This window comes from Leptolyngbya sp. NIES-2104 (assembly GCF_001485215.1).
GTDB lineage: Bacteria > Cyanobacteriota > Cyanobacteriia > Leptolyngbyales > Leptolyngbyaceae > Leptolyngbya.
In genome coordinates this window covers 2,489,516-2,502,213 of record NZ_BBWW01000001.1, presented here as the reverse complement: position 1 = coordinate 2,502,213, position 12,698 = coordinate 2,489,516, and the positions used below count along the sequence as shown (strand labels likewise).

The window sequence follows — 12,698 nt, the reverse complement described above, 5'->3', positions numbered from 1 at the left end:
TTTCTCATCACGCAGAATCAAGGAGCAATTATCGCAAGTATTAGAAATTGTCTTCTACGCTCCAATCTTCAAAGCGCAAATTTGGGACTTGAGAGAAATCGCGATAGTTCCGAGTAACCACAGTTGCATCGAGAGCAAGTGCTATTGATGCAATTCGCATATCTTTCTGCAAGCGATTCTTTCGGAGTTGAGGGTAAGTGGTCAACATCTGCCGAAACTGTCGATCGGCGAATTCATCAAAATCGAGCACAACCGTCTTTTTCACATATCGCACAACGGTCGAGAGCTTTGTATAAAGGATAACTTGTCGGTTCGCTTCAGCAGGATCATTGAGTCGCCCAATCCAACCATTAAAGAGTTCTTGAACAGTCACGATCGTAATTGCCAAATCTCTAGCTCGCTCTGCGGTCTTTGCTTTGACTCTTGGCTGATCTTCTAACAACAGCGAAACGTGATCCGTATCTAGAATGTACAAACTCGCACCCTCAAGTTTCTAAATGGTAAACGGAGGGATCGACTTCTGTATCATCTTCTATTTCTCTTTCTGCCCGAATCGCGGCTGCGATCTTGGCAAAATCTGGGTCATCCTTAAACACTCCAGCAAATTCAATCCACGGACTTTCCTGACTCACAGGTACGCGGCTTACTCCATCTGAAAAATGCCCGATCGATGATTCCCTGTGATTTTGCAGCCAATCATCGATCGCTGTCTTTATGAACTGCCAGTGATCATCGATTTGCCGTCCTGGAATATGACCCGCGATCGCTTCTTGCTCGACCACTTCGGGAGAAAGTCGAAGGTAAGCGGCGGTTTCTTCAAGCGTAAGAACATTGGAAGGGGTTGCTGTCATGGTACGACCGCAGAAGGAAAATTCTACATCGATTGTACCTAAAATAGAGCCTTAGCCAGATTTCTCTTCGTCCTGATGCGAAATGGTGGCACTCACCGCATCAACGAATTCTGTTACAGCTTGTACCAATGACTTCGGTAGATGATTACGGAACCATTGATAAACATACAGCAACGTTAAACCATTCACTTTCCTCTGAGTAAACAACTCTTCCTGCAAATCATTTAAATGTTCTAGAGCGCGATTTTTTACCTCTTTTGGAGCTTCTGCACTGACTTGAGCGCGAAGCTGATTAAAGTTCTGCTGCAATGAACTCAGATCTGCTTGCTTCGTAGACATTTCCGCGATCGAGGAGATATACCCCGCATCCTGACTCACACTCGTAATTGGAATGACTTTTAACTGATCCGCATAGCGTTTCTCACGCTGAATCTGATCAAGCAATCGTTTAACTTGAGCGTTATCAGGTTCAATCGCATGAGCTTCCTCTAATTGTGCGATCGCATCATCATTTTCACCTAAGCTATGTAGCTCTTCTGCATAGTCATACAAGGCTTCGACATAGTTATCTCTCACTCGCACTGCATCGACTAAATAAGCCCGTCGATAGTACTTTAGAGCTTGAGAGAACTGCCGCATTTCAGCTAAGCTATCTGCTAGTTCAAACAGTGCCTCGAAGTGATTTGGATTGAGTCTTAATGCTTCATTGAGTAAGCTCACGATTTTCGGAGTAATGCCCCGGAGCCGAGCCACTCTCGCAGTTTCGTACAGCGTTTGTGCTTTCAAATCGAGGTCTTCTAGTTCTCGAAGTTCGCGGCGAATTGGATGGCGTTGAACGAGCCAGCGACGAACAAGCTCGATCGAGACTCGATAGGTTGAAACACTCGGCGGAATCGAATCCCGTCGCTCTCCGGGGCGAACTCCAGAGCGAATTCCAGTCGCTCTGAGAAATCGCCAGTCAAGCAGATTATTTAAACCTTGGCGAATCGGTTCTGTGAGTTCGACACCACATTCTCGCAACAGTTCTAAAGGTTCAATTTCACTAAACTCTAAGGTCGCAATGTCTGGGTATTCCATCTGACGAGCGCGAGGAACTTCAGCCGCCGCAGAAAATACGACTCGTTCGGGCAGTGGGATGCCTTCCCAAAACCAGCCTAAGCCACCTTCACCCAGTTCGATCGCTCGTTCTACATTGGCTCTGACATCTGATCGTGTGACTCTCCAGCGATCCTCAGTTCGAGCATGAGTGAACAATGCAAAACAAATCACCTGAGTGAAATAAGGATGACCCGCAGAGAGTTCGAGAATCGCATCGATCGCATCTAAGTCATATTCCAACAAGCCTTTTGCGGGAACGGTGATTAATTGTTCTGCGCTTCGTCGATCGAGCAATCCGACTTCCTGATTGGGAGCTTCTCGGAACAAGCTCAACATCACAGGCAAATCATCTAACTGTCTTCCCACAACCGGAATGAGATAAAGATTCGGAGACTCATAAACTCCGGCTTGTAAGTATCTAAACAAATGATCTGCCGCGTCATCCACTTCTTGATTGTGCAATGAATCAAATTCGTCGAGCAGCAGCACAATGTTCTCGACTGCTAATTCTCGACACAAATCGGGAATGAGCTTTCGCAAAAACAATCGAGGATCGCGTTGAAAATCCGCGATCGACGGTAACTTAATCCGTTCTTTGAGCCAGTCGAATTGCTGCAAGGTATCTCGTGCTAATTCATACAGCACTTCACCGAGCGATTTTCGACTATCTCCTTCGAGCGACAAGGGCACAAAAGCGAAGTTTTTCAAGTCAATCGATCGGGGAATTTGTGCCAAGACTGAAGATTTTCCAATTCTTCGCTGTCCGTGTAGCAGAATGACCTGCGATCCCTGAAGCAGATTGTCGGTAATAAACTCAAACAAACGATCGCGTCCGAAAAAGCGATCAGGTTCCGTAATCGGACGACCAATGATATAAGGATTTCTTCGTTGCTCGATCGAGTAACTCATATAAGCTCGTTGCTTTAACCGCTCCGATTAACCAAATCCCACTGGTAGGGCAGCAGTTAGCTTACCCAACCAAGCCAGAATCGTTGGCACTTCTTCTTTGTGTTGCCATAACCAGCGAATCGCGTTTGTCACCGTTTCCGCTTGGCGACGACTCATCAAATTGAGGAAAGTGCGTTGCCGCGCTTGGAGGCTCTCCTCATCGCTATTTTCAATCTCCTTAACCACCCACCATTCCATCAGCGAAGATGCGAAGCGATATTGCTTTTTACCTTCAACCAATCGGCAGACGACGACCCCACGTTCTTCGAGATCCCTTAATTCTCGCTCTTTTTGACTGAAAATAACATCCGTATCCCCCAGGTCATAACGTCTCTTCAGTAACCGTCCCTTCAGGTGTGTCAGGGCGAGGAGCATCATCAAGGTCTGTTCGGTGTCGTTGGAAAAGTCCCAGTTGTCCTCGAAATAGTGTTCGGTTGCGCGTTGAAATTCGCTTGCGAACGCATCGGGATCAGGCAGCCGATTGGCACGAAACTCTCGAAATAAGAGGTATCCAGCGACTTGTAATAAGGCTGGACTGCCACCCGCAATGTCTCGAATGCCTTCTTTGAGTGCAGGTGTGAGCGGCAATCCCCCTAAAAGGGCGGCGGCATCGGTTTCACTAAACGGCTTGAGGGGTTGAAACAGGTAGTGATTGTACCAAGGTGATTCACCCGGTTTAAGTCTGATCCCCGCTTCATTCAAGCGACGAAGAGACGTGACCACTGTGGCTAGATATTGGCTTTCTTGGGAGTGGGAGGCAAGATTACGGCAATCACTCAGGAAATCGGCGGCATCTTCTTCGGTGTATTCGGGGCTGACTTGCAGCGCGACATCGTAGTCGTCGATCAGCAGAAGGAGAAATTTATCTTTTTTACCTAAAAGTCGGAGAATCGATCGTAGATTATCCTTACTTGCGGTTAATCGCTCCAGATGTTTTTCGACTTCCCGCTGAATTTCCGGTTCATCGGTCAGCGCGTCTTTGAGAATGACAAACACTTCATTCCAAAAATTTGCAGCGGTAAACGGCGAAACACTGAGACAACTTAACAGCACAATGATGGCTTTAGTTGGATCGTGTCCGCGAAATTTCCAGGTTTGCGGAGCCGCGATCATTTGCAGAAAGGAAGTTTTCCCGATGCCAGAACCGCCCCAAATCGCTAAATGTCCCCGACTGAGAATCTGATCGAATGCAGTTTCGATCTCGTTCGTCCTGCCGACAAACAGCAGCGGCGAAACGGGTTTTCCAGGGACATACGGATTTCTTAGAAAGACGGATTCGGTCATGGCAAATCAGGGGCGCGATCGTACAAGTTCGATCGTAGCCATAATTCTTCAAATCGAGCGAAGAAGACGTTTGAAAAGCGTCGTTCTTTGCAACGTCCCGCCCTGAAATAGAATTTCGGGCTAATCGGCGAAAGTCCTTTGAAAAGGACTAAGAATTTGAAGTTGGCGCTTAGTCTACTGAAGTAGACTTTCCACGGTTAGCCCGAAATTCTATTTCAGGGCGGGAGTACAACGGAGCGAAGCAACTATTTATACTTTTCAATGGCTCCCTAGGCTTTTCCAACTTCCGCTAAAGTTCGATCGATCGATGGAATTCCCGCTAAGTCCAAAATCTCAGGAATCAAATCTTCCCGTTTGACTGCCATCATGTGAACGCCTTGACAAAGATCTTTCGCCAATTTCACCTGTTCAGCGGCAATCAGCATTCCTTCTTTGAGGGGATCATCAGCTTTTTCTAATCGATCGATAATATGCTCCGGAATATTCACACCCGGAACGGCTCGATTGATGAATCGCGCATTCTTCGCAGATTTAAGCAGAAAAATCCCTGCCAGTACAGGCTTCCCGCAATCGCCAGCGATCTGAGTCATGAATTTGTCTAAGCGATCGAAATCGGTAATCAACTGACTTTGAAAGAATTGCGCTCCTGCATTGACTTTGCGTTCAAATCGCTTCTGTAATCCTGACCAACTGCCACACTGCGGATCAACTGCCGCCCCGACAAATAGATCCGTTTCGCCATCAGTGAGCGTTTTATCGTTCCAATCATTTCCGCCGTTTAGCTTGCTGACCATTTGCAACAAGCGAACTGATTCGAGTTCAAACACAGGTTTTGATTCGGGATGATCGCCTGCTTTAACCGGGTCGCCTGTGAGAGCAAGGACATTCCGAATTCCGAGCGCATGAGCACCGAGGAGATCTGCTTGAAGCCCGATCGCATTACGATCGCGACAAGCGACTTGATAAATCGGCTCAATTCCTTGCTGCAATAGCAATGCGGCTGAGACGAGCGAAGACATCCGCATGACTGCCCGACTGCCATCGGTGATATTCACGCCGTGAACCCGTCCTTTGAGCAGGTGCGCCATTTGCAGCATATGAGTCGGATCAGTGCCTTTGGGGGGCGCGACTTCTGCGGTAACGAGAAATTCACCGCGTTTGGCAGCGTTGCGGAGGGCGGAAAGGGGGGCGTGACCGAGGGGGTTTGAGAATTGCGGATAGGTCATGAGCGATCGCGAATGGAGGACTTCTTGGTTTAGGGTATCGGGCAAAGCTAAGAGTTTGAAGTCACTTACCGAAACTTTCACAAAAGAATAGTGATTTCACGCTTCACTTGATTAAATTCGTGAAATCACCGGATTTCGTCAGGTCGGTAACGTATAACCCATGGCTTTTTTAGCTTTCGTTAGAGTTTGGTTTGCGACTTCAGAGGCTTTTTCTCTTCCCGATCGCAGCACCGATTCTAAATAGCCTTGGTCGGCTCGAATCGCGTGATATTTCTCTTGAATCGGGGTGAGGGCGGTGATCATCGTCTCGGTTAACAAGGGTTTGAACTGTCCCCAACCCATGTCTTGACATTCGGCAGCAACTTCATCTTTCGTTTTACCTGACAAAATCATATAAAGCGTCAGTAGATTGGTACATTCTGGACGTTCGGGATCGCCAAAGGTCAAGCCTCGAATCGGGTCGGTCTTACAGCGCTTGATTTTGTTGCGAATCACATCGGGTGGATCAAGCAGGTTGACGCGGCTAAGTTCGGATGGATCAGATTTCGACATTTTTTTCGTGCCATCGGTCAAACTCATCACGCGTGCACCGTCGGGAGGAATCAACGCATCTGGGCGTTTGAGCACTGGAGCATCGGGCGTGGTGAATTTGAAATTAAAGCGATCGACTAAATCCCGCGTTAGTTCTAAATGCTGTCTTTGATCTTCACCGACCGGAACTTTATCAGGTTCGTACAGCAAAATGTCTGCTGCCATCAGTACGGGATAAGTGAGCAATCCGGTGCCGACATCTTGCCCTTGTTTGATGCGTTTTTCTTTGAACTGGATCATGTCTTCGAGCCAGTTCAGCGGCGTGATGCAGTTGAGCAACCAGGTGAATTCGGTATGAGCGGGAACGTGAGACTGAACGAAAATTGTGGTGTGTTCTAAGTCAAGACCACAAGCGAGATAGAGAGCGGCAACCTCGTATGTATTCTCAGCGAGGGTCGTGCGATCGTGCGGAACGGTAATCGCGTGGAGGTCAGCCAGAAAGAAATAGTTTTCATACTGGCTCTGTCCTTCGACCCAGTTCCGAATTGCGCCTAAATAGTTGCCGAGATGAAGATTTCCGGTGGTTTGAACGCCAGAAAGAACTCGCTGCTTAGTCATACCGTTTCTCGAATCGCCTGTGATTTTCTCTTTTGCTCATCATAGTGGAGGAGGCGACGCTTAGAGGAGGCGACGTTTGGAGGAGAGTTGGAAAGATAGTCGCTTCGTTGTCTTCTCGCCCCGGAATAGAATTCGGGGCTAACAGTGCGAAGTCAGTTGAAACTGACTGAAGACGCTCGGCTTGGCTTTTAGTCCCCTTCAGTGGACTTCGTTCGATTAGCCCCGAATTTCATTCCGGGGCGGGCGATGCGGCAACCGATTATTTCTCAAATATCCTCTTGGAATTTGTTCACGCCGCAAAGCACCCGCGATCGATTTTTCTCCCATATTTTCCGAAATCTAAATCACAACTTCATCGGAGATTCACATCTTTTAGTTTCGCTCAAGGGGCAATTGTTGCAGAATGTTTCTAACCGATTTGATATTGTGAATGTTCATCGACTGATTTTTAGGAATTTTTTGTCCCTTCGCGATTCCGTCCTCTTATGTCTGAACCCACTACTTCCATGCCGATTCTGTCTGATTACGATCGCTCTACTGTCGAATTCGATGAGTCGTTTGAACGCAGTCCTGTTAAATCTGAGCTGAATTACACCGATCGCTTTGTCGATCGACATATCGGAGTGCGCGGCGATGAGATTAGCGCGATGCTCTCGGTGTTGGGCTTGAACTCGATCGAGGATTTGATCGATAAATCAGTTCCCCAAAGCATCCGGATTGGGCGACCGTTACAGATTGGATCGGGTCGGAGTGAGTATGAACTGCTCAAAGAACTCAAAGCGATCGCGGCGAAAAATCAGGTAATGCGATCGTTTATCGGGATGGGCTACTCAAATTGCATTACGCCTCCGGTGATTCAGCGCAACATTCTAGAAAATCCCGGTTGGTACACGCAATATACGCCCTATCAGCCCGAAATTGCTCAAGGTCGCCTCGAAGCCTTGCTGAACTATCAAACGATGGTGATGGATCTGACCGGGCTAGAAATCGCGAATGCGTCTTTGCTCGATGAAGGAACGGCGGCAGCGGAAGCGATGGCGATGAGCTATGGACTGGTAAAGGGTAATGCCAAGACATTTTGGGTGTCGAGTGCGTGTCATCCACAAACGATCGAGGTCGTTCAAACTCGCGCCATTCCGCTTGGAATTGAAGTGATCGTCGGAGATCATCAGACATTTGAATTTGATACGCCGATCTTCGGGGCGTTGCTGCAATATCCTGCTACGGATGGCGCAGTTTATGACTATTCCGAATTCGTCGATCGTGCTCATCAGTCCGGAGCGCTTGTAACGGTTGCGGCGGATTTAATGAGTTTGACCCTGTTGAAACCACCGGGAGAATTTGGAGCAGATATTGCGATCGGGAATACGCAACGATTCGGAGTTCCGCTCGGTTATGGTGGACCTCATGCGGCTTATTTTGCGACTAAGGAAACCTACAAGCGGCAACTTCCTGGAAGATTAGTCGGAGTCTCAAGAGATCGTAGCGGTCAGCCTGCTTTGAGATTGGCGCTTCAGACTCGTGAACAACATATTCGACGGGATAAAGCGACCAGTAATATTTGTACCGCGCAAGTTTTGTTAGCGGTGATTGCGGGAATGTACGGCGTTTATCACGGTGCGGAAGGGTTGAAAAATATTGCCGATCGCATTCACCGAATGACCGCACAATTGGCGATCGCGCTTCGACAAGCCGGATTCAAACTCGGATCAGAACCGTACTTTGATACCTTGCGGGTTGAAGTTCCAGGAAAAGCCGATCAGATTTTGGCACAAGCATTAAAGCGAGGAATCAATTTACGCAAGATTGATGCAGATACGATCGGCATTTCGATCGATGAAACCACTTCTCAAAGAGATTTGCTTGATATTCTCAAGAGTTTTAGCGATCGTGCTACGCTCTCCGAAGTTCCTAAATCTCAGATTCCCGCAACGTTTGCCAGAACTTCGAGCTATCTGACCCATCCGACATTTTCGGCTTATCGATCGGAAACGGAATTGCTGCGATATATGTATCGTTTGCAGTCGAAAGATTTGTCTCTGACTTCGGCAATGATTCCGCTTGGCTCTTGCACAATGAAGCTCAATGCAACTGCGGAAATGGTGCCGATCACCTGGGCGGAATTCGGACAGTTGCATCCATTTGCCCCGATCGATCAAGCTCAGGGCTATCAAGAGCTATTCAACCAGCTTGAATCGTGGCTCTCAGAGATTACAGGCTTTGCAGGAATTTCACTGCAACCGAATGCAGGCTCACAAGGCGAATACGCTGGATTGCTCGTGATTCGGCAGTATCATCTCAGTCGTGGCGATGCTCATCGTAATCTGTGTTTGATTCCCCAGTCGGCACATGGAACAAATCCCGCGAGTGCAGTGATGGCAGGCATGAAAGTGGTTGCGATCGCGTGTGATTCTGAAGGCAATATCGATTTAGATGACCTGAAAGCCAAAGCAGAACAGCATCGTGACAATCTTGCGGCATTGATGGTGACGTATCCTTCGACGCATGGCGTGTTTGAAGAAGGCATTCGGGAAATTTGTACGATCGTGCATGAGAACGGCGGACAGGTTTACATGGATGGCGCGAACATGAACGCTCAGGTGGGATTGTGTCGTCCGGGTGATTTTGGGGCGGATGTGTGTCACCTCAATCTGCATAAGACATTCTGTATTCCGCATGGTGGCGGCGGTCCGGGAGTGGGTCCGATTGGGGTGGCGGCTCATTTGGTGCCATTCTTGCCGAATCATTCGGTGATTCCAACCAGCACAGAGCAAGGAATTGGAGCAGTCTCAGCGGCTCCTTGGGGAAGTGCGAGCATTCTGCCGATTTCGTGGATGTACATTGCAATGATGGGCGGTCGCGGATTAACTGAAGCGACTGAGATTGCGATTCTGAATGCGAACTACATTGCAAAACGGCTGGAGGGACACTATCCGGTGTTGTACAAAGGCAAAAATGGCTTAGTTGCACACGAATGTATTCTCGATTTGCGGGAGTTTAAGAAGAGTGCAGAAATCGAAGTCGATGACATTGCGAAACGGTTAATCGATTATGGATTCCATCCACCAACGGTGTCTTGGCCCGTTGCAGGAACGGTGATGGTCGAGCCGACCGAGAGCGAATCGAAATCGGAACTCGATCGATTCTGTGATGCGATGATTGCGATTCGGGAGGAGATTCGATCGGTTGAAACAGGCAAGGTCGATCGGGCAAACAATCTCTTGAAGAATGCACCGCACACAGTCGCGGATCTAACTTCTGAGGATTGGAATCGTCCGTATTCTCGTGCGGAGGCGATTTTCCCGACGGCTTGGACTCGTGCGAACAAGTTCTATCCGGCAGTGGGGCGAATTGATAATGCGTATGGCGATCGTAATTTGGTGTGTTCTTGTTTGCCGATGGATGCTTATGAGAGCTAGTTGAATTTAAGACCTCTGATTTTAACGATTCGGAGGTCTTTGATTCCAAGCTTGAGCGAACGATCGATAATTCATCCGCTCCGAACAGTACCAAAGCAATTTGTAAATCTCGATCGAGTCCGCAGCTTCTTTTAATCGATCCACCACTAGCGGTAATTGTTCTTCGAGTAAGACATCTTTCAAGTTTTCAACAATCCGTTTGTGCAGAGATGGCAACGGTTGCAGCAGCAGAGATAGGAGAACATCGATCGCGCTTTGATGTCCCGGTGAGAGTGTTGCTAATCGATACGCGAGACGACGCTGATTAATCGGATCGGTTGCTTCTGTTAATCGCTGTTCTAGCGTAGCGATCGTGCGTTCTACATTCAAAGTCTTCGGTGGCTTTGTGCTGGTTGGCTGGGTTCTAGTTGGAAGAGCCGTTAGAACTGAAAGCGCGATCGCATTCATCTCGTCCAAAACAATTAGATTTTCTGCGGCTTGCAGTTTTAGTGTTGAATTCTGCGTTGATTCGATCAATCTCTCAAGCGTTGAAATTGCTTTTCCTAAATTGAGATTGTTTTTTCCTAAAATATATGCGGCTTTACGCTGAGATGTTTCTGAATCCGTTGAATCTAAGATTGAATTAAGCGTTTCAGCAGCAATTTGATTTCCTGGGTTGATTTTTTCTAACTGATCACAAATATTCAACTTCAGCGTTGTATTTTCAATTTCATTTAGTGTTTCGATCATGGCTTTCACCGCATACGAATTAGCCTGATCAAGTGTTTTACCTAATGTATAAGCGGCTGTCCAACGAACGAATAAATCTGGAGTTGAGGAAACGAATTTTTCTAATTCTGCGATCGCGCTTTGTCGATCGGTTTGCAGCACTGCAATTCTCGCAGCTTCTCGAATTGGTGCTAGTGTTTCATTTCCAAATCGATATTGGATTAACTGGATAACAATTTCATCGAGTTTCTGACTTTGCGGAAATTCAGACAAACCGGATGCAGCTAGAAAAAAGGCTCGATGCGAATAAAAACCACCACAGCGATCGTCAAATTCAATTAAGGCTTGAATAAAAGATTCTTTTTGAGCGATCGCTAAATCAGTTCGACCCAGCCACAGGAAAATCACTTCGCGCCACTGCGATTGGAAGATTGCAAAATCCTCGAAAAAGAAGCGCCAATCGTCGATCGCTTGTGCTGCAAAATATTCTTGAAAACTGGAGTGATAAAAAGCGTAAATCTTTTCGCCACCAAGTGTTGCAACTTGATTGAGCCAACCGAGTTGAAGCGCTAACGGCATCAGATCGATTGCGCTTCCAAATGCTTGTTGAACGAACGAATCGGGTAAACGGAAGCGCGTTTTAGATTGGGACAAAGCGCGTAGTGCAACTTGTCCTAATGCGTAATTGAGTTGCTGTCTCTGAGCCGGAGTAGTTGGAAAATAATCTTGCTTCCAAGCGTAAATCGTCTCTGCGAATTGTTGATATAAAGTTGATTTTGTGTTGGGTAATGCGCCTTGAGTGAGTGACCACGATCGACACATTAACGCAAGTCTCAAAGGATTCCTCACCGCGTCTCGAATGCGTTTTCGTTCAGGTTTGTTCAGTTCTTGACGGAGACGATCGCCTAATTCTGGATTCTTTTGAAACCATCGATCGATAAATTCTCCAGTCTGTTCACGAAAACTTAGATTTTGATAGGTTGTGAAGGATTCTAAGGAATTTTTACCGTTATCCCAAACGTTTGATCGACAAGTTAATACGATATGAGCATCAGAGATCCAACCTCTGAGTTGACGAGCGATCGAGGTTAAAGCGACGCTGGCTTCGATCGCCATTTCATCGATCGCATCGAGCAACAACCAAACTTTTCCCGTACGAAATTGTTCTGCAAATGATTCTTGTAATTCAGAAGCAACACTAATTTTTCGAGTTGCTTGTTTTAGCCAAGTATTGAGTAAGTATTGTTCGAGTGTTTCACCCTGCAAATCAGCAAGAGAAATCCAAATTGGTAAAGCATTTTGATTGATCAGCCAGGTAGCAATTTGTTGTAGAAGCGTAGTTTTTCCGGCTCCGGGTTCACCGACGATCGCAATTCGCTGTTTTGCCTCTAAATGGTCGAGAAATTGAGCGATCGAATAAACTCTTTCTTCTTCCTCTTCTTGTCGCTCTACAATTTCTAATGGAACATACAATTCATGCACATCGAATGAGAAACCATCGGTAATTGTCAGCGGATTTGTCGTGAGACGTTGGTAATGTTGTGCTTCTAAACTATCTCGGCAAATCTGTACCCAAGGATTAACCGTTTCGGGTTTAGATTGAGGCGAGCGCTTAATTTCCCAAGCTTGATCAAACGCTCGTAAATTTGCGTCTCGATCGAGTCTTGAATGCCAAAAATTAAGCGTGAAATGCCACACTTCAGAACCGCTCCGATTCGGGCGATTGTCTTCGAGAATGTCAAGAAAATCCTCGAATCGTCTCAGTGATTCTTTGATTTGATCAGCGGTTAACGGCGAATCAATCAGTTTCGTTAATGTTTCTAGAAAGCGAACTTTCGTGCGAACGATTAAACGTCGATCGCTTTGCCAATGCGTTTGAATCTGAGAACGCAAAGCCTCGATCGAACACTCTTCAACGTCCAATTCCTCGTTAGCGTAATCGAGCAAGACGGTGAAAAGAATTCGCGATCGAGATTGAGTTGCAGCACCGTAGCTAGGACGCGCCATGAAATCAG

8 protein-coding genes are annotated in these 12,698 nt (G+C 47.1%); 1 reads left to right on the top strand and 7 read right to left on the bottom strand.

Annotated elements, in window-relative coordinates; translation table 11 throughout:
* Window positions 1-40: 40 nt before the first annotated feature.
* The 6 genes from NIES2104_RS11660 to trpS all read right to left on the bottom strand — a co-directional run bounded on the left by NIES2104_RS11660 (window position 41) and on the right by trpS (window position 6,556).
* Window positions 41-475: a type II toxin-antitoxin system VapC family toxin gene (locus NIES2104_RS11660; RefSeq protein WP_058998372.1), complete on the bottom strand. Its 435-nt coding sequence runs from the start codon at window positions 473-475 to the stop codon at window positions 41-43.
* Window positions 476-485: 10 nt separating this feature from the next.
* The gene (locus NIES2104_RS11655) at window positions 486-851 is read right to left on the bottom strand and encodes a helix-turn-helix domain-containing protein (RefSeq protein ID WP_058998371.1); all 366 of its coding nucleotides are present in this window, start codon (window positions 849-851) and stop codon (window positions 486-488) included.
* Between the two features lie 51 nt (window positions 852-902).
* Window positions 903-2,858: an ATP-binding protein gene (locus NIES2104_RS11650; protein WP_058998370.1), complete on the bottom strand. Its 1,956-nt coding sequence runs from the start codon at window positions 2,856-2,858 to the stop codon at window positions 903-905.
* Window positions 2,859-2,885: 27 nt separating this feature from the next.
* Window positions 2,886-4,181, bottom strand: coding sequence for an ATP-binding protein (locus NIES2104_RS11645; protein ID WP_058998369.1), 1,296 nt, complete (start codon window positions 4,179-4,181; stop codon window positions 2,886-2,888).
* A gap of 269 nt (window positions 4,182-4,450) precedes the next feature.
* Window positions 4,451-5,488, bottom strand: coding sequence for a methylenetetrahydrofolate reductase (locus NIES2104_RS11640; RefSeq protein ID WP_339375108.1), 1,038 nt, complete (start codon window positions 5,486-5,488; stop codon window positions 4,451-4,453).
* A 57-nt stretch (window positions 5,489-5,545) separates the two neighbouring features.
* Window positions 5,546-6,556 (bottom strand): tryptophan--tRNA ligase, encoded by a 1,011-nt coding sequence (gene trpS, locus NIES2104_RS11635; RefSeq protein WP_058998367.1) that lies wholly within the window; start codon window positions 6,554-6,556, stop codon window positions 5,546-5,548.
* Between the two features lie 485 nt (window positions 6,557-7,041).
* On the opposite strand from trpS, the gene gcvP reads away from it, so the two are divergent.
* Window positions 7,042-9,975, top strand: coding sequence for an aminomethyl-transferring glycine dehydrogenase (gene gcvP / locus NIES2104_RS11630; RefSeq protein ID WP_082689971.1), 2,934 nt, complete (start codon window positions 7,042-7,044; stop codon window positions 9,973-9,975).
* Window positions 9,976-9,996: 21 nt separating this feature from the next.
* On the opposite strand, the gene NIES2104_RS11625 is transcribed toward gcvP, so the two are convergent.
* Complete coding sequence (locus NIES2104_RS11625) at window positions 9,997-12,690, bottom strand: NACHT domain-containing NTPase (protein ID WP_058998366.1); 2,694 nt, start codon at window positions 12,688-12,690, stop codon at window positions 9,997-9,999.
* Window positions 12,691-12,698: the final 8 nt, after the last annotated feature.